Raw genomic sequence first — 17,378 nt, forward strand, 5'->3', positions numbered from 1 at the left:
CAGTCTGGTGTGGCGGCGGGTAGGACCGCCCGGTGGAGACCCGGGCGGCCCTGGTGGTCGGCGCGAGCAGCGACATCGGCGCGGCGATCGCCCACGCCCTGGCCACCGGCGGCTTCGACTGCCTGCTGTGGGGTCGGGACCGCGCGCGGCTGTCCGCGGTGGGTTCGCGGTGGGATGTCGTGGACCTCCGGTCGCCGGACGACGTGCGGGCGGGGATCGGCCGGCTGCCGGCCCGGTTGTCCGCCGTGGTCTACGCCGCCGGCCTGTTCGACCGGGCGCCGGCCGACACCGGGGACCCGGACGTGTGGGACGAGCTCGTGACGGTGAACCTCGCCGCGGCCATGCGGGTCACCCGCGGCGTGCTGCCCGCGCTGCTCGCCGCGGCGCCGTCGTCCCTGGTGCTGCTCGGTTCACTCGACGTCCGCGACCGCGACGTCGCCGTCACCCTGCTGTCGCCGGGACTCGTGGCAGCGGGAGCGGGGCTGGGCGCACCCGGCGTCCGGCCGGAGGAGCTCCTCCAGCCGGCCGACGTCGCCGACGCCGTCCGGTGGGTGGTCGGGACGCCGCCGCACGTCTGCCCGGTGGAGGTCGAACTGCAGCCGCAGCGGTCGCCAGGCACCGGCTAGGTTGACGGCACTGTGCTCCCCGCCGTCACCGCCACCCGCTACGTCACCCCGCTGCGCGAGGGTGGCTCGCTGCCGGGGCTCATGGAGGCCGACGACCTGGGCACCTACGTCGTGAAGTGGCGGGCGGCGGGCCAGGGCGTGAAGGTCCTCGTCGCCGAGGTGGTCTGCGCGGAGCTCGCCCGCGCGCTCGACCTGCCGGTCCCGGCGCTGGTGACCGTGGACGTGGCGCCGGAGCTGGCGGTGGGGGAGCCCGACGTCGAGGTCCAGGAACTGCTGCAACGCTCGGCCGGGCGCAACCTCGGGCTGGACTACCTGCCCGGTGCCCTGGACTTCGAGGCCGGGGCCGACGGCGTCGACCCCGAGCTGGCCGGCCGGGTGCTCTGGTTCGACGCGCTCGTCGGCAACGTCGACCGGTCCTGGCGCAACCCGAACATGCTGTTCTGGCACGGGCGCCTCCAGCTCATCGACCACGGCGCCGCGCTGACGTTCCACCACCACTGGCCCGGCGCGGAGGCGGCCGTCCGCCGCCCCTACGACGCCACCTCCCACGCCCTGCTCGAGTGCGAGCCCCGGGTCCCGGCGGCCGACGCCGCGCTGGCCGGCCGGGTGACGCGGCCCCTGCTGGAGAACGTCCTGGCTCAGGTGCCCGACGACTGGCTGGAGGAGGAGCCGGGCCCCCTCCGTACCCGCTACGTCGACCAGTTGCTCGCCCGCCTCGCCGCCCGGGACGCCTGGCTTCCGGGCCTGGTGGCCGCCGCCGAGGCGGGCGGCGGCGGCCGGCGCCGGGCCCCGCGTGGGGAGAACCGGCCGTCGTGGCTCGGTCCGCCACCGCCGGAGGGAGTGACCCAGCGATGAGCGGGACGGCGAAGAGGGAGACGTTCGAGTACGCGGTGCTGCGCGTCGTCCCCCGGGTCGAACGGGGGGAGGCGCTCAACGCCGGCGTCCTCGTCTACTGCCGGCAGCGCGACTACCTGGGCTCCCGCGTGCACCTGGACGTCGACCGGCTGCGGGCACTCGACCCGACGGCCGACGCCGAGGCGATCGGCCGGGCGCTCCAGGCGGCCACCGACGTGTGCAGTGCCGCGCCCGGTGCCGGGGCGGCCGGTCGGGAGGCGCTGGGCTCACGGTTCCGCTGGCTCACCGCGCCGCGGAGCACGGTCATCCAGCCGGGGCCGGTGCACACCGGCCTGACCGAGGACCCCGACGCCGAGGCCGACCGGTTGCTCCGCCTGCTGGTCCTGCCCGTCCAAGGCTGACAGCCCCGGGAGAGACGCGCCGGGAACGATCGACCGCTGTCCCGCGGTCACCATCCGTTCACGGACGGTCCATCCCCCGGAGGGAATGGCTGCTTAGCGTCCGCAGCGCCCCGCTCCCGACCAGAGGCCTCTGATGACCGACGTGCAGGAACCCCCGGCCCGTGCGCTGCTGCCCCTTCTCGACTCCGTGCGCCACGGCAGCCGGAGCCACGCGACGTGCTTCTACAAGTGCGGCAACGCGTGCGACTCCGCCATCCCGAACCAGACCGACAACCCCACCTTCGCCGATGTCGCGCAGGCCGCCTTCAGCCGCCGCAACCTGCTCAAGGCGGCCGGTGTCAGCGCTCTGGTCGTGGCCGCGGGCCCAGTGGGGGTCGCCGCGGCGTCGGACCGGCGGGGTGGCCCCGGCCGGCCGTCCGGTTCCCGCGGGGACCTGACCTTCCAGCCGGTCGAGCAGAACCTCCAGGACGAGCTCATCGTCCCGCCCGGCTACCGGTACTCGGTGGTCATGGGCTGGGGCGACCCGGTCGAGCGGGGTGCCCCCGCCTTCGACATCGACGCCCAGACGCCCGAGGCCCAGGCGAAGCAGTTCGGCTACAACTGCGACTACATCGGCTTCCTGCCGCTCGACGGCCGCGGCCAGCGCTTCCTCCTGGTGGTCAACCACGAGTACACCAACGAGCAGCTCATGTTCCGCGGGGTCGCCAGCGAGACCGCGCCCACGACGCCCGAGCAGAAGAAGATCGCGATGATGGCGCACGGCATCTCCGTCGTGGAGGTCCAGCGCGAGGGCAACTCCGGGAGCTGGAAGCCGGTGCGCGACGGTGAGCGCAACCGCCGGATCACCGCGGTCACCCCGATGGAGCTGACCGGCCCGGTCGCGGGCTCGCCGTACGTGCGGACCAGCGCCGACCCGCGCGGGCGCACCGTCCTGGGCACGCTCAACAACTGCGCCGGCGGCATGACCCCCTGGGGCACGACGCTGCACGGCGAGGAGAACTTCAACCAGTACTTCGGGGCGTCCACGCCGGTGACGGAGAACCCGAAGGAGCCCCGGTACGCCCGGTACGGCATCACCGCCTCGGCCCCTCCTGGCCGGCGCTGGCACGAGGTCGACCCCCGCTTCGACCTCGCGCGCGAGCCCAACGAGGTCAACCGCTTCGGCTGGGTGGTGGAGGTCGACCCCTACGACCCGCGGTCGACGCCGAAGAAGCGCACGGCGCTCGGCCGGTTCAAGCACGAGGGCGCGAACGTGCAGATCGCCGAGGACGGCCGCGTCGTCGCCTACTCCGGCGACGACGAGCGGTTCGACTACATCTACAAGTTCGTCTCCCGGAAGAAGATGAAGCGGGGGAACGACCGGCACGCACGGGCGCACAACCTGACCCTGCTCGACGAGGGCGACCTCTACGTCGCGCGGTTCGTCGGCGACTCCCCGGCGGCGGAGATCGACGGGAGCGGCCGGCTGCCGAGCGACGGCGAGTTCGACGGCTGGGGCCAGTGGATCCCGCTGGTCAAGGACGGCCGCTCGATGATCCCCGGCAAGGACGTGGCCTGGGTGCTGACGTTCACCCGCCTGGCCGCCGACCGCCTCGGCAAGCGGCTGGACCGCAACGGCGACTTCCCCGACCCGGCAGCCCCCGTGGTGGTCGACGCGGCGAAGGTGCCGACCCGCATGGACCGCCCCGAGGACATCCAGGTGAACCCGGTCAACGGACGGGTCTACGCCGCGCTGACCAACAACTCCGAACGCAACGGCACGGCGGGCCGCGGTGCCGACGAGGCCAACCCGCTGACCCGCTCCTTCGGCTACTCGAACGGGACCTACGCCGAACGGGCCGGCAACCGGAACGGGCACGTCATCGAGTGGGAGGAGACGCGGGGGATCGCCGGCGACCGGTTCGCCTGGCGCATCTTCCTCGTGGCCGGGGACCCGGCCCGCCCGGAGACCTACTTCGCGGGGTACGACAAGTCGAAGGTCAGCGCGATCTCCTGCCCGGACAACCTGGAGTTCGACCCCGCCGGCAACCTGTGGATCTCCACCGACGGCAGCGTGCTCTCGCGGGTGAACCAGGCCGAGGGGACCGTCGGGGGCACCAACGACGGGCTGTTCGCCGTCCCCACCCAGGGACGCGAACGGGGTCACCTCAAGGCGTTCCTCACCGTCCCGCTGGGCGCCGAGTGCAGCGGTCCGCTCATCACCGGTGATGCCCGGTCGGTGTTCGTGGCGGTCCAGCACCCCGGCGAGACGTCCGGCTCGACCGTGGACACCCCGACGAGCACCTGGCCCGACCGCCGGCCGGTCCGGCCCTATCCGCGCCCCAGCGTGGCAGTGGTCTTCCGGCAGGACGGCGGCCGGGTGGGCAGCTAGGGGCGGCGGCCGATCCGACGGCTACCGGGCGGAGGTCTTCCGCCCGGTAGCCGTCCGACCAGCGTCGATACAGCCGCTGTCGTCAGTCGGGGAGCAGCGCGTCGATCCGCCGGGCCAGCTCCAGGTCGAGGTCGGTGACCCCGCCGGCGGAGTGCGTGACCAGGCCCAGGTGCAGCGTGCGCCAGCGGAGATCGACGTCGGGGTGGTGGTCCATCTCCTCGGCGACGTCGGCGATCGCGACGATGGCGGCGACGGCGTCCCGGAAGGACGGCAACGCCACCGTGCGCCGGAGGCCGTCCCCGTCGCCGGACCAGCGCGGCAGGCCGTGCAGGGCGGCGGCGATCTCGTCGGGGGAGAGGCGGGGTGGCCGGGTCATGCGCCCATGGTGACGCGCAGGAACGGCCGACGCGAGGCCCTTCTTCAGGTGTGCAGGCCGCACTCGATCTTGTTCTTGCCGGCCCAGCGACCGGCCCGCGGGTCCTCGCCGGGGGCCACGGGACGGGTGCAGGGCTCGCACCCGATGGAGCCGTAGCCGATCTCGAACAGCGGGTTGACCGGCACCTGGTGCTCGGTGGTGTAGGCGTCGACCACGTCCTGGGTCCAGGCCGCGATCGGGTTGACCTTGACCATGCCGCGCTTGGCGTCCCAGTCGACGAGCCGGGTCGCGGCACGGGTCGGCGACTCGTCCCGACGAATTCCGGAGCCCCATGCCACGAAGCCGGCCAGCGCCTCGGCGAGCGGGGTCACCTTGCGCAGCGAGCAGCAGAGGTCGGGGTCCCGCTCGTAGAGTCTCGGCCCGAACTCGGCGTCCTGTTCCGCGACGCTCAGCGGCGGCGTGACGTTGAGCAGCGTGATCGGCAGGACGCTGCTGATCCAGTCGCGGGTGCCGATCGTCTCGGCGAAGTGGTAGCCGGTGTCGAGGAAGACCACGTTCACGCCCGGCACCACCCGGCTCGCCAGGTGCGAGAGCAGGCCGTCGGCCATCGACGACGTGACGGCGAACCCCGCGCCGAACGTGTCACCGGCCCACCGCAGCACGGCGAGCGCCTGCTCCACAGAGTCGGTGATGCCCTCGAACCGGGCGTCGGCGGCAGCAGCCAGTTCCGGGGTCGGCAGCACGGCGGTCGTCACCCGGTCACCCCCGTCGCGATCAGGCGGACCGTGAAGGCCCGCAGGCAGGCGCCGCAGCGCCAGGCGTCGGCGCCGTCCCCGTGCGGGGTCAGCTCCTCGTCGCCGCAGTACGGGCAGTGGAACACCGGCAGCTGCCGGGTCCTTCCCGTCCCCGCCTGGTCCGTCACAGCAACCAGTCCTCGTCCGCGCGGGAGACGTAGTGCGCGAACGACTCGCCGTCGGTCCGGCGCTCCTGGAAGCCGCGCAGCACCCGCTCGCAGTAGTCGGCGGTCTCGGCCTTGGTCACCTTGTGGCCGCGGAACTTGCGGCCGAAGGTCGCCTCGACACCGAGGTGGCCGCCCAGGTGCACCTGGAAGCCCTCGACCATCTCGCCGTTCGCGTCCTTCACCATCGAGCCCTTGAACCCGATGTCGGCGGTCTGGAACCGCGCGCAGCTGTTGGGGCAGCCGTTGACGTTGATGCCGATCGGCACGTCGAAGTCCGGCAGCCGCTTCTCCAGCTCCGCGTAGAGGTCCTGCGCGTGCTGCTTGGTCTCCACGATCGCCAGCTTGCAGAACTCCAGGCCGGTGCAGGCCATCGTGCCGCGGCGGAAGGCGCTCGGGCGCACCTGCAGGTCGTGGACCGCGAGGGCCTCGACCAGCGCCTCGACCTTCTCGTCGGGGACGTCGAGGATGACCAGCTTCTGCTGCGTCGTCGTGCGGATCCGTCCCTGCCCGTACTCGTCGGCCAGGTCCGCGATCGTCGTGAGGAGGGAGCCGCTGATCCGGCCGGTGCGCAGCGCGAAGCCGACGGCGTTGGCGCCGTCCTTCTGCTTGCTGACGCCGACGTGGTCGCGCTGGTCGTGCTTGGCCGGCGGCGGCGGCGGACCGTCGGGGAGCGCCTCGTGCAGGTACTCGTCCTGCAGCACCTGGCGGAACTTCTCCGGACCCCAGTCGGCCATCAGGAACTTGATCCGGGCGCGGTTGCGCTGCCGGCGGTAGCCGTAGTCGCGGAAGACGCTCGTGCAGGCCGCCCACACGTCGGTGACCTGGTCGGGCCGGACGAAGACGCCGATGCGCTGGGCGAACATCGGGTTGGTCGAGAGCCCGCCGCCGACCCACAGGTCGTAGCCGGCCTCGCCGTCCTCGTTCACGACGCCGAGGAAGGAGACGTCGTCGATCTCCGGCTCGGTGCAGTGGTCGACGCAGCCGGACATCGAGGTCTTCCACTTGCGGGGCAGGTTGCTGAACTCGGGGCTGCCCACGTACTTCGCCACGGTGTCGGCGATGACGCCGGTCGCGTCCAGCACCTCGTCCTCGAGGATCCCGGCGAGCGGGCAGCCGAGCATCACGCGCGGGACGTCACCGCAGGCCTCCATGGTGCTCAGGCCGACCGACTCGAGCCGGCGCCAGATCTCCGGCACGTCCTCGATGCGGATCCAGTGGTACTGCACGTTCTGCCGGTCGGTGACGTCGGCGACGTCCCGCCCGAAGTCGGTGCTGATACCGCCGATGACCCGCAGCGCGTCGCTCGTCAGCTGCCCGCCGTCGATGCGGGCGCGCATCATGAAGTAGGAGTCCTCGAGCTCCTCCGGCTCCAGCACGGCGGTCTTGCCGCCGGGGATGCCCTGGGCGCGCTGGGTGTACAGCCCCATCCAGCGCATCCGCCCACGGAGGTCACCCGGGTCGATGGAGTCGAAGCCGGCCTTCGCGTAGATGTCGATGATCCGCTGGCGGACCTCGAGGCCGTCGGAGTCCTTCTTCATCCGCTCGTTGGGGTTGAGCGGTTCCCGGTAGCCGAGCGCCCACTGACCCTGCCCCCGTTGGGGGCGGGTGCTGGTGCGGGGAGGGGTGGTCACGTCGAACTTCTTCCTGCGCTCACCTGCTCCGCGACCGCCGGCCGTCGGGAGGAGGGGCGCTGCAGATCGGGGGCGCAGCGGAGGCTGCGCGGAGGGACCGGGCTCAGCGCTGAGCGCGACAGACGGCGCTGGAGACGAGCGCCAGGTCGATGTGCAGACGCGCGACGAGAAGGCTGCCGCGGTCGGTCATGCCCCGATACTCCCATATCCCGACCGATCCGGTGTGTGACCCGGACGATGCGGGGGCGGCTGCGGCGCGGCTCAGCGCCCGGGGGAGTCCCCGAACGACCGCCAGGCGTCCTCGAGGGCGACGATCTCGGCGACGTGACCAGGCAGCTTGCCCGTGACCACGTCGGCCAGCGTCACCTCCTCGAGGACCCGGCGGTATCCCTCGCGGGCCGCGACCCAGACCGACGCCAGCGTCTCGGCGGCGCCGGGGTACTCGACGTCCTCCGGACGCTTGCCGTGCACCTCGGCCAGGAAGCCCTGTTCCACCCGCATCACCCGGGCGATGGAGATCTCCGCCGGGGGGAGGGCCAGCCGGTACCCGCCCTCGCGGCCCCGCTGGCTGGTGACCAGACGCGCGTGCTGGAGGTCGCTGAGGATCGTCTGCAGGAAGCGGGCCGGGATGCCCTGCGAGGTCGCGATCCGCTCGGCGGTCAGGGCCTCCGGGGCGACGGCGGCCAGCTCGAGAGCGGCGCGGACGGCGTAGTCCACGCGGGCGGTGATGCGCACTGTGCTCCTTCTTCTCCCGGGTCCCGATGCCCCGGTGTCCTCCCGTGTCCGTCCTGCCGTGTCCGTCCTGCCGGGTCCTGCAGCCCACATCCTGCCTGCTCTGCGAGGCTGGCCCCGTGTCCCGGCTGCGATTCACCACCTTGGTGGAGGCACCCCTGACCGTCGCCTTCGACGTGGCGCGGACGCTGGGGCGGCCGTGGGGCGCCCCGCTGGAGGAGGTCGTGTCGGTCCGGCCGTACCGCGACGTCTACGCCGTCGGCCCCGGCTCGGGGTGGCGGTGGCTGACCCATTCCCGCCGGTTCTCCGCGACCGGGACCGGCACCGTCGTCGACGAGCAGGTCGACTGGGAGACCGGTGCGCCCCGGGTGCTGGGCGGCCTGCTCGACCAGGGGGTGCTGCGCCGGCGCATCCAGGCAGCGATGCGGTCGCACCTGGACGCCTACGCCGCGGCGGCCGAGCGCCGGGCGCTGGACGTGGTGCAGGTCGTGGGTGCGGCGATCGTGTCCGACGGGCGCGTCCTCGTCGCCCAGCGGACCGGCGGTCCCTACGACGGGATGTGGGAGTTCCCCGGTGGCAAGGTCGAACCAGGGGAGTCCGACCTCGCCGCGCTGGTCCGTGAGTGCATCGAGGAACTGGGTGTCGCGATCGTACCCGGGTCGTTCGTGGGGGAGGTACTGCTCGACGGCGTGGTGGGCGGCGGTCCGCCCGGCGCCTCGACGCTGCGGGTCTGGGGGGCGCGCCTCGACGGCGGCGAGCCGGTGGCCCACGAGCACGCCGCGCTGCGGTGGATGCGGGCCGACGGGCTGGAGGACCTCGACTGGATCCCGGCCGACCGTCCGCTGCTCCCCGCCGTGCGCCGGCTGCTGGCCGGCCGCTGATCACTCCGGAGACGACGACGGACGCCGCGCTCCGGGGGAGCGGCGGCGTCCGTCGAGGAGGTCCTACCAGGAGGGCCTAGGACTTGAAGGCGTCCTTGACGTTCTCCACACCCTGCTTGAGATTGCTCTTCGACTCTTCCTTCTTGCCCTCGGCCTGGAGGTCGCGGTCGTCGGTGGCGTCGCCGACGGCCTGCTTCCCCTTGCCCGAGACCTCTTCGATCTTGTTGGTCAGTTTGTCCGTGCCGCTCATCGGTGCACTCCTCTGTCAATCGATCGTTCCGTGTCGATCACTCCCGGCACGCGTTACCCACGGTGCCCCGGACCTGAACCTCCGCAGGTCAGCGGGCCGCAAGCTGTCCGGCGAAGAGGCCCGGCGGGCGGAAAGACGTGCCCGGCCGCGGCCTGCGCGGGTGTCGAAGTTACGGTCGTGGTGCAGATCGTGAGCCCAGGTCACAACTCGATGACGTACGTGGACACCCCCTTCGGGGCGTGCCTAGGGTCCATCCGTCGTACAGGGGAGGTTCACCTCCCGGGTGCGTTTCGCTCGTGACCAAGCAGTCGTCCGATCGCCCGTCGAGGCGCGGATCGACCTGTCCGTTCCCCCCGCTCGAAGCGGGACGAGGGAGGCCTTGCACGTGAAGTTGAGCAAGCGGAGTAGTTCGCTCGTCGCGACGGCCATCGCCGCCGCGCTGCTGATGACCGCCTGTGGCGGCAGCGACGAGGGTGAGGAGGGCGGCACCGCCGACGGCGGAGGTACCTTCAGCATCTACATCGGTGAGCCGGAGAACCCGCTGATCCCGGGCAACACCACCGAGAGCGAGGGCCACCAGGTCATCTCCTCCCTGTGGACCGGCCTGGTGGAGTACTCGGCCGACGGTGAGGTCGAGTACACCGGCGTCGCCGAGACGATCGAGTCCGAGGACAACACGACCTGGACCGTGACCCTCAAGGACGGCTGGACCTTCCACGACGGCACCCCGGTGACGTCGCAGTCGTTCGTCGACGCGTGGAACTACACGGCCCTGAGCACGAACGCCCAGGGTGCGTCGTACTTCTTCTCGAACATCGAGGGCTACGACGACCTCCAGGGCGAGACGGACGACGCGGGCAACCTCGTCACCCCGCCCGTGGCGGAGGAGATGAGCGGCCTCCAGGTCGTCAGCGACACCGAGTTCACGGTCACCCTGGCGACGCCGTTCGCCCAGTTCCCCGTGACCGTCGGCTACAACGCCTTCTACCCGCAGCCCGAGTCCTTCTTCGAGGACCCGGAGGCGGCCGGCGAGCAGCCGGTCGGCAACGGCCCCTTCCAGGCGGAGGAGCCGTTCGTCCAGGGCACCGGCTTCACGGTGACCCGGTTCGACGACTACGCCGGCGAGCAGCCCGCGAACGCCGACTCGGTCGAGTTCCGGGTCTACGCCGACCAGGGCACCGCGTTCACCGACCTGCAGGGCGGCAACCTCGACGTGCTGCCCGACGTGCCGCCGGACGCTCTGGCCTCGATCGAGGACGAGTTCGGGGACCGCTTCCTCGAGGCGCCCTCGTCCGGGTTCCAGTACCTGGGCATCCCGACCTACGACCCGCGGTTCGCTGACGAGCGCGTGCGGCAGGCCCTGTCGATGGCCATCGACCGGCAGGCGATCGCCGACGCCATCTTCTCGGGTGGGCGCACGCCGGCGGACTCCGTGGTGGCTCCCGTCGTCGAGGGCTACCGCGAAGGCGCCTGCGAGTTCTGCGAGCTCGACGTCGAGCGCGCCAACGAGCTGCTGGACGAGGCGGGCTTCGACCGCAGCCAGCCGATCGACCTGTGGTTCAACGCCGGTGCCGGTCACGACGCCTACATCGAGGCGGTCGGCAACCAGCTGCGCGACAACCTGAACGTCGAGTACACGCTCCGCGGTGACCTCGACTTCGCCGAGTACCTGCCGCTCCAGGACGAGAAGGGCATGACCGGCCCGTTCCGGCTCGGCTGGAGCATGGACTACCCGAGCCCGCAGAACTACCTCGAGCCGCTCTACTCCACCGCGGCCCTTCCCCCGGCGGGCTCGAACACGTCGTTCTACTCGAACCCCGAGTTCGACGCGCTGATCCAGCAGGGCAACTCGGCGAGCAGCAGCGAGGAGGCCATCGAGTTCTACAACCAGGCCGAGGACCTGCTGCTCCAGGACATGCCCATCATCCCGATGTTCTACGAGCTCGAGCAGGCCGCTCACTCGGAGAACGTCAGCGACGTGGTCATCGATGTCTTCGGTGACATCGACGTCGCAGCGGTGTCCGTCACCAGCTGACGCACCAGCACGACCCGCCGGGGGCGCTGTCTCGACGGAGACGGTCGCCCCCGGCGGCGCGTGGTGCCCCGGTCGGGGGCACGATGGAATCCGGCGTGACCACCGACCGTGGTCGCGCACCTTCGGCACGACCCGCTGATGGCGGTCGCGCACATCCCTGAGGGGGAACATGGGCCGCTACGTAGCGCGCCGCCTCTTGCTGACGATCCCCGTCCTGCTCGGCGCGTCCTTCTTGATCTTCGCGATGGTGTACGCGCTGCCCGGCGACCCCATCCGCGCCCTGGCCGGTGAACGGCCGCTGTCGCCGGCCGTGATGGCCCAGCTGCGCGACGACTTCAACCTCAACGACCCGCTCGGCGTCCAGTACCTGAAGTACGTGGGCGACCTCCTGCAGGGCGACCTCGGCACCGACTTCCGGGGCCGGGCGGTCACGGAGACCATCGCCCGCACGCTGCCGGTCACGGTGAAGCTGACCGCGGTCGCCGTCGGTTTCGAGATCGTGATCGGCATCGTCGCCGGGGTGCTCGCGGGCATCCGCCGCAACGGGTACTTCGACAACCTGGTGCTCGTCTCGACGACGATCATCGTGTCGATCCCGATCCTGGTGCTGGCGTTCGTCACCCAGTTCGTGTTCGGGCTGAAGCTGGGCTGGTTCCCCATCGCCGGCACGCAGGAGGGGATCTACAGCTATCTGCTCCCCGGCCTCGTACTGGCCTCCGGGTCGCTGGCCTACGTGGCCCGGCTGACGCGGACGAGCCTGGCGGAGAACCTGCGCGCCGACTACGTCCGGACCGCGCGGGCGAAGGGCCTCCCGCAGCGGACGATCATCGTGCGGCACACGCTGCGCAACAGCCTGATCCCGGTCGTCACGTTCATCGGCGCGGACATCGGGGCGCTGCTCGGCGGCGCGATCGTGACCGAGTCGGTCTTCAACCTGCCCGGCATGGGGCGCGAGGTCTACAACGCGGTGCGCCAGCAGGAGGGCGCGGTCGTCGTGGGCATCGTGACGCTGATGGTGTTCTTCTTCATCTTCTTCAACCTGGTCGTGGACGTGCTCTACGCCGTCCTCGACCCGAGGATCCGTTATGACTGACTCGCAGCAGCAGCAGGACCTGCTCCATGACGAGGTCCAGGCGGGGACGACGACCGGCCTCGCCAGCCCGTCGGTCGACGTCACGAACGACCGGCAGAACAGCCTGTGGAGCGACGCGTGGAAGGCGCTCAAGCGCAATCCGCTGTTCTGGATCGGCGCGGTCCTCGGACTCGTCTTCCTCGTGATGGCGATCGTGCCGCAGGTGTTCGCCCGCGGCGCCGACCCCCGCGACTGCGACCTCGCCAACTCGCGGCAGACGCCGTCGTCCGCGCACTGGTTCGGCTACGACCAGCAGGGCTGCGACTACCTGGCCAACGTCGTCTACGGCGCCCGCAGCTCGCTGATCATCGGCGTGGTCGCCGTGCTGGTCGTGCTGCTGCTGGGCATCGTCGTGGGGGCGATCGCCGGCTACTTCGGCGGCTTCACCGACGGCCTGCTCTCCCGGGTGGCCGACATCTTCTACGGGCTGCCGCTCATCCTCGGCGCGCTCGTGCTGCTGCGGGTGGGGCCGTCGACCGACCTCCCCATCATCAGCTCCCGCGGTCCGGGGGCGGTCGCCATCGCCCTCGCGCTGTTCGGCTGGATGACGGCGATGCGGCTGGTCCGCTCGCAGGTCATCGCGGTCAAGAGCTCCGACTACGTGGCCGCGGCCCGGGCCATGGGCGCGTCCAGCCCGCGCATCCTGGTGCGGCACATCCTGCCGAACGCGGTCGCGCCGGTCCTGGTCTACGCGACCATCACCATCGGCGTGCTGATCGCCGCCGAGGCGACGCTCAGCTACCTCGGGGTGGGCCTCCAGCGGCCGGCCATCTCGTGGGGGCTGCAGATCGACGCCGGGCAGGACCTGCTGCGCACCGCGCCGCACCTGGTGCTGTTCCCCAGCCTCATCCTCACCCTGACGGTGATGGCCTTCATCATGATGGGCGACGCCCTGCGCGACGCCCTCGACCCGAGGCAGCGAGCATGACCACTCTTCCCGGTTCCGCCCCGTCCGTGCGGGACGGCGGCGGGTCGGCGCCGATCCTCGCCGTGGAGGACCTGTTCGTCGAGTTCCGCACCCGTGAGAACGTCGTCAACGCGGTCAACGGCATCAGCTACACCGTGTCGTCGGGGGAGACCCTGGCGATCCTCGGCGAGTCCGGGTCCGGCAAGTCGGTCTCGGCGCAGGCGATCATGGGCATCCTCGACACCCCGCCCGCGCAGGTCCCGAACGGCGAGATCTGGTTCGAGGGCCGGAACCTGCTCACCCTCCCCGCGGAGGAGCAGCGCAAGGTCCGCGGACCGGGCATCTCGATGATCTTCCAGGACGCGCTGTCGTCGCTGAACCCCGTCTACAGCGTCGGCTTCCAGATCGGCGAGATGTTCCGGGCGCACCGCGGCCTCTCGCGGAAGGAGGCCAAGAAGCACGCCGTCGAGCTGATGGACCGCGTCCGCATCCCGGCCGCCGCCCAGCGGGTGAACGACTACCCGCACCAGTTCTCCGGCGGCATGCGGCAGCGCGTGATGATCGCGATGGCGATCGCCCTCGACCCGAAGATCCTGATCGCCGACGAGCCGACCACCGCCCTCGACGTCACCGTGCAGGCGCAGGTCATGGACCTGCTCAAGGACCTGCAGCGGGAGACGGGGATGGGGCTGGTGCTCATCACCCACGACCTCGGGGTGGTCAACGAGGTCGCCGACAACGTGGCGGTCATGTACGCCGGCCGGATCGTCGAGCGCGGCACCGTCGACGACGTCTTCACGCGCCCGGCGCACCCCTACACCGAGGGCCTGATGAACTCGGTGCCGAACGTCGAGGTCAAGGGCGGCAGGCTGCAGCCCATCACCGGTCAGCCGCCGAACCTGTCCAAGATCCCGTCCGGCTGCCCGTTCCACCCGCGCTGCGCACGCCGTCGTCTCGGCGCGGAGGCGGCTCCCGGTCGCGACTGCGCCGGCGACCGTCCGCCGTTGCGCCTGGTCGTCCCCGGTCGCGAGGCAGCGTGCCACTACAGCGAGGAGGTGCTCGGTGTCTGAAGCCGCCGGAGCCACCGCAGCATCCGTCCCGTCCGACTCCGAGTCCGCCCTGCCACCGGCGCCCCCACCCGGGGCCCCGCTGCTGGAGATCAAGGGCCTGAAGAAGCACTTCCCGCTGACCCAGGGAGTCGTCTTCAAGCGGACCGTCGGGCACGTCCGCGCCGTCGACGGCGTGGACCTCACCCTTCGCCGCGGCGAGACGCTCGGCCTCGTCGGCGAGTCCGGCTGCGGGAAGTCGACGGTCTCCAAGCTGCTGGTCGCGCTGGAGAAGCCCACTGCCGGCGAGATCCTCTACAAGGGCCGGGACGTCGCGAAGATGGGCGGCCGCGCGCTCAAGCAGTACCGGCGCGAGGTGCAGATCATCTTCCAGGACCCCTACGCGTCGCTGAACCCGCGGATGACCGTCGGCGACATCGTCGCCGAGGGCTGGTCGGTGCACGCCGACATCGCGCCGCGCAAGGGCCGGCTCCAGCGCACCCAGGAGCTGATGGACCGGGTCGGTCTCAACCCCGACTTCGTCAACCGCTACCCGCACCAGTTCTCCGGTGGCCAGCGGCAGCGCATCGGGATCGCGCGGGCCCTGGCCCTGCAGCCGGAGATCATCGTCTGCGACGAGCCGGTCTCCGCGCTGGACGTGTCGGTCCAGGCCCAGGTCGTCAACCTGCTCGAGGACCTGCAGGACGACTTCGGCCTGTCCTACCTGTTCATCGCCCACGACCTGTCGGTGGTGCGCCACATCTCCGACCGCGTCGCCGTCATGTACCTGGGCAGCGTGGTGGAGGAGGGCACGGACGCGCAGGTGTACGGCTCGCCGTCGCATCCCTACACGCAGGCGCTGCTGTCCTCCGTGCCGCTGCACGAGCCGGCCCTGCGGGGGCAGAAGGACCGCATCCTGCTCCAGGGTGACGTGCCCAGCCCGGCCAACCCGCCCTCGGGCTGCCGGTTCCGCACCCGCTGCTGGAAGGCGCAGGACATCTGCGCCGTCGAGCCGCCGGCGCTGGTGGACCGCGGCCAGGGGCACCCGTCGGCCTGTCACTTCGCCGAGGCCCGCACCGTCGTCCCGGTGGACGTGGACTGAGTCCTGTCAGGACGATCCGGCAGGATCCTGGCGTGACTGCTGATCGCCGCATGCTGCTCGTCCACGCCCACCCCGACGACGAGACGATCAACAACGGCGCCACCATGGCGCGGTACGTCGCCGAGGGGGCGCAGGTCACCCTGCTCACCTGCACGCTGGGGGAGGAGGGCGAGATCCTCGTGCCGGAGCTCGAGCAGCTGGCCGCCGACCAGGCCGACCAGCTGGGCGGCTACCGGATCTGGGAGCTGCGCGCGGCGATGGACGCAGTCGGGGTGAGCGACATCCGCTTCCTCGGCGGGCCCGGCCGTTACCGCGACTCCGGGATGATGGGCGTGCCGTCCAACGGCAACCCGCGCGCCTTCTGGAACGCCGACCTCGACGAGGCGATCGGGCACGCGGTCGCCGTGGTCCGCGAGGTACGGCCGCAGGTCGTCGTCACCTACGACGAGAACGGCGGCTACGGCCACCCCGACCACATCCAGGCCCACCGGGTCGCGATGGGGGCGGTCGCGGCCGCCGCGGACCCCGCGTACCGGCCCGACCTCGGTGCGGCATGGACGACGGCGAAGGTCTACTGGTGCTGCGTTCCGCGGTCGGTGCTGCAGCAGGGCATCGATGCCATGGCCGCGGCCGGCGACACGACCTTCTTCGACGGCGCCACCAGCGCCGACGACATCCCCTTCGGCGTGCCGGACGAGGACGTGACCGCGGCGGTGGACGGCCGGGCGTTCGCCGCGCACAAGGACGCCGCGATGCGCGCCCACCCGACGCAGATCCTCGTGGACGGGCCCTTCTTCGCACTCTCCAACAACCTGGGCCTGGAGGTGGCCGGGGTGGAGTACTACCGGCTCGTCCAGGGCGAGCGCGGTCCCGCGGGCCCGGGCCCCGAGGGCTGGGAGGACGACCTCTTCGCCGGCACGGCCGGATGAGGGCCGCCGGCGAGCGGGCCGGCTGGGTCCTGGTCGCCGTCGTGGTGGCCGGCTGGCTGGCGCTCGTGGAGGTGTTCTGGCTGCCGCTGCGGGTCGGCGGTGTCCTGGTGCCGCTGTCGATCGTGGTCGCGGTCGTCGGCAACCTCATGCTCCCGGCGGCCGTCCTCCGGCTCTCCGGCAGCCGGCTGGCCGCCGTCCTGCCGGCGGTGGTCTGGCTGGTCGTGGCGGTGGGCGCGATGGTCCGGCGTCCGGAGGGGGACCTGGTCATGACCGGCGGCGGAGCCACCGGCGTGGTCAACCTGGCGTTCCTGATGCTCGGGGTCGTGGCGGCGGCGTTCTCCGTCGGCCGGGTGCTGGGCGGGCCTCGGCGTCCGCCGCTCAGGTCGGAGAGCGCGCCGGCGCCGGACCCAGCCGGTAGTGGTACCGGTGGTGCTCGGTGAAGCCGAGCCGTTCGTAGAGGGCGAGCGCGCCGGCGTTGTCGCCCGAGACCTGCAGCAGGCAGGAGTGCCCACCCCGGTCGCGGGCCCACGAGCCCAGCGCCGCCATGACCGCCGTCGCCAGGCCGCGCCGGCGCCACGCGTCGTCGACGGTCACCGCGGTCACCACCAGCCAGCCGTCGACGACCACCCCGCGGGCGACGGCCGCCGTCGGGGCTGAACCCGGAGCGGTGCGGACGGCGGCGAACACCGGGTCGTCGGCGTTGGCGAGGACGGCCGAGGCGACCGGCGGGAGCGGGGTGCCGCGGTACCGGTAGCCGCGCAGCCATGCCTCGTCCGGAGTCGGTGCCAGCTCGACCGGCACCGACGGCTCCGGCCAGGACCCGAGCGAGGCGGTCAGCACGAGGACGTCCTCCCCGCGGGCCCAGCCGGCGGCCGCGAAGGCGTCGTCGGCGGCCTCGCTCCCGGGTGACGGCACCTGGGCCATCGGCCGAGCGCCCCGTGCGGCGTACCACCGGGTCACCGCCGCGACGGCCGTGGGGAGGTCGGAGGGCGGATCGCCGACGACGAGCGCGGAGTTGGCGCGCCCGGAGAACCCGCCGCCGGCCCGCAGCAGCCAGTCGCCGTGCCGCTCCTCCTCGAGCCCGCGCCAGGTCCGGGCGGCCAGCCGCTCGAGATCGGGGACGCCGGGCATGGTCCCGATCAT

General features: G+C 72.0%; 19 protein-coding genes. 12 read left to right on the plus strand and 7 right to left on the minus strand.

What is annotated here, in order from left to right; translation table 11 throughout:
• The first annotated feature begins 32 nt into the window (after window positions 1–32).
• The 4 genes from CRP30_RS15110 to CRP30_RS15125 all read left to right on the plus strand — a co-directional run bounded on the left by CRP30_RS15110 (window position 33) and on the right by CRP30_RS15125 (window position 4,253).
• Window positions 33–626 carry an SDR family oxidoreductase gene (locus CRP30_RS15110; protein ID WP_097184740.1) on the plus strand — a complete coding sequence of 198 codons (594 nt, stop codon included), beginning with the start codon at window positions 33–35 and terminating at the stop codon, window positions 624–626.
• Between the two features lie 12 nt (window positions 627–638).
• Window positions 639–1,481 (plus strand): HipA family kinase, encoded by an 843-nt coding sequence (locus CRP30_RS15115; RefSeq protein WP_097184741.1) that lies wholly within the window; start codon window positions 639–641, stop codon window positions 1,479–1,481.
• Window positions 1,478–1,882, plus strand: a complete 405-nt coding sequence (locus CRP30_RS15120) for a DUF3037 domain-containing protein (RefSeq protein ID WP_097184742.1) — start codon at window positions 1,478–1,480, stop codon at window positions 1,880–1,882. Before CRP30_RS15115 ends, CRP30_RS15120 begins: the two co-directional genes overlap by 4 nt.
• 133 nt (window positions 1,883–2,015) lie before the next feature.
• Window positions 2,016–4,253, plus strand: coding sequence for a PhoX family protein (locus tag CRP30_RS15125; RefSeq protein ID WP_097184743.1), 2,238 nt, complete (start codon window positions 2,016–2,018; stop codon window positions 4,251–4,253).
• A gap of 82 nt (window positions 4,254–4,335) precedes the next feature.
• Here the strand turns inward: CRP30_RS15125 and CRP30_RS15130 are convergent, their stop codons facing one another.
• The 5 genes from CRP30_RS15130 to CRP30_RS15150 all read right to left on the minus strand — a co-directional run bounded on the left by CRP30_RS15130 (window position 4,336) and on the right by CRP30_RS15150 (window position 7,956).
• A complete protein-coding gene (locus CRP30_RS15130; RefSeq protein ID WP_097184744.1) occupies window positions 4,336–4,629 on the minus strand; it encodes a 4a-hydroxytetrahydrobiopterin dehydratase in 294 nt (97 codons plus the stop codon).
• Window positions 4,630–4,673: 44 nt separating this feature from the next.
• Entirely contained in the window at window positions 4,674–5,384 is a 711-nt protein-coding gene (locus tag CRP30_RS15135) for a phosphoadenylyl-sulfate reductase (protein WP_097184745.1), read from the minus strand.
• Window positions 5,381–5,551 (minus strand): Insertion element protein, encoded by a 171-nt coding sequence (locus tag CRP30_RS15140; RefSeq protein ID WP_097184746.1) that lies wholly within the window; start codon window positions 5,549–5,551, stop codon window positions 5,381–5,383. The genes CRP30_RS15135 and CRP30_RS15140 overlap by 4 nt, the downstream gene beginning before the upstream one ends.
• The gene (locus CRP30_RS15145; protein WP_097184747.1) at window positions 5,548–7,221 is read right to left on the minus strand and encodes a nitrite/sulfite reductase; all 1,674 of its coding nucleotides are present in this window, start codon (window positions 7,219–7,221) and stop codon (window positions 5,548–5,550) included. The genes CRP30_RS15140 and CRP30_RS15145 overlap by 4 nt, the downstream gene beginning before the upstream one ends.
• A 261-nt stretch (window positions 7,222–7,482) precedes the next feature.
• The gene (locus CRP30_RS15150; protein WP_097184748.1) at window positions 7,483–7,956 is read right to left on the minus strand and encodes an RrF2 family transcriptional regulator; all 474 of its coding nucleotides are present in this window, start codon (window positions 7,954–7,956) and stop codon (window positions 7,483–7,485) included.
• A 116-nt stretch (window positions 7,957–8,072) separates the two neighbouring features.
• Between CRP30_RS15150 and CRP30_RS15155 the strand changes: the two genes are divergently transcribed.
• Window positions 8,073–8,834, plus strand: a complete 762-nt coding sequence (locus CRP30_RS15155; RefSeq protein ID WP_097184749.1) for a (deoxy)nucleoside triphosphate pyrophosphohydrolase — start codon at window positions 8,073–8,075, stop codon at window positions 8,832–8,834.
• A 76-nt stretch (window positions 8,835–8,910) separates the two neighbouring features.
• Here CRP30_RS15155 and CRP30_RS15160 read toward each other — a convergent pair whose 3' ends face one another.
• Entirely contained in the window at window positions 8,911–9,084 is a 174-nt protein-coding gene (locus CRP30_RS15160) for a CsbD family protein (RefSeq protein WP_097184750.1), read from the minus strand.
• A gap of 385 nt (window positions 9,085–9,469) precedes the next feature.
• Here CRP30_RS15160 and CRP30_RS15165 point away from each other — a divergent pair, with 385 nt between their 5' ends.
• From CRP30_RS15165 to CRP30_RS15195, 7 genes are all read left to right on the plus strand, one after another.
• Window positions 9,470–11,119 (plus strand): peptide ABC transporter substrate-binding protein, encoded by a 1,650-nt coding sequence (locus CRP30_RS15165; RefSeq protein WP_200814765.1) that lies wholly within the window; start codon window positions 9,470–9,472, stop codon window positions 11,117–11,119.
• A 169-nt stretch (window positions 11,120–11,288) separates the two neighbouring features.
• Window positions 11,289–12,212: an ABC transporter permease gene (locus CRP30_RS15170; protein WP_097184751.1), complete on the plus strand. Its 924-nt coding sequence runs from the start codon at window positions 11,289–11,291 to the stop codon at window positions 12,210–12,212.
• Window positions 12,205–13,179, plus strand: a complete 975-nt coding sequence (locus tag CRP30_RS15175) for an ABC transporter permease (RefSeq protein ID WP_097184752.1) — start codon at window positions 12,205–12,207, stop codon at window positions 13,177–13,179. The genes CRP30_RS15170 and CRP30_RS15175 overlap by 8 nt, the downstream gene beginning before the upstream one ends.
• On the plus strand, window positions 13,176–14,228 hold the full coding sequence (locus tag CRP30_RS15180; protein ID WP_097184753.1) for an ABC transporter ATP-binding protein: 1,053 nt from the start codon (window positions 13,176–13,178) through the stop codon (window positions 14,226–14,228). The genes CRP30_RS15175 and CRP30_RS15180 overlap by 4 nt, the downstream gene beginning before the upstream one ends.
• Entirely contained in the window at window positions 14,221–15,306 is a 1,086-nt protein-coding gene (locus CRP30_RS15185) for an ABC transporter ATP-binding protein (protein ID WP_097184754.1), read from the plus strand. Before CRP30_RS15180 ends, CRP30_RS15185 begins: the two co-directional genes overlap by 8 nt.
• Before the next feature lie 32 nt (window positions 15,307–15,338).
• Window positions 15,339–16,235, plus strand: coding sequence for an N-acetyl-1-D-myo-inositol-2-amino-2-deoxy-alpha-D-glucopyranoside deacetylase (mshB, locus tag CRP30_RS15190; RefSeq protein ID WP_097184755.1), 897 nt, complete (start codon window positions 15,339–15,341; stop codon window positions 16,233–16,235).
• On the plus strand, window positions 16,232–16,675 hold the full coding sequence (locus tag CRP30_RS15195) for a hypothetical protein (protein WP_097184756.1): 444 nt from the start codon (window positions 16,232–16,234) through the stop codon (window positions 16,673–16,675). Before mshB ends, CRP30_RS15195 begins: the two co-directional genes overlap by 4 nt.
• On the opposite strand, the gene CRP30_RS15200 is transcribed toward CRP30_RS15195, so the two are convergent.
• On the minus strand, window positions 16,614–17,366 hold the full coding sequence (locus CRP30_RS15200; RefSeq protein WP_235003432.1) for a GNAT family N-acetyltransferase: 753 nt from the start codon (window positions 17,364–17,366) through the stop codon (window positions 16,614–16,616). The genes CRP30_RS15195 and CRP30_RS15200 overlap by 62 nt on opposite strands.
• Window positions 17,367–17,378 lie beyond the last annotated feature (12 nt).

This window comes from Blastococcus haudaquaticus (assembly GCF_900230285.1).
Taxonomy (GTDB): domain Bacteria; phylum Actinomycetota; class Actinomycetes; order Mycobacteriales; family Geodermatophilaceae; genus Blastococcus_B; species Blastococcus_B haudaquaticus.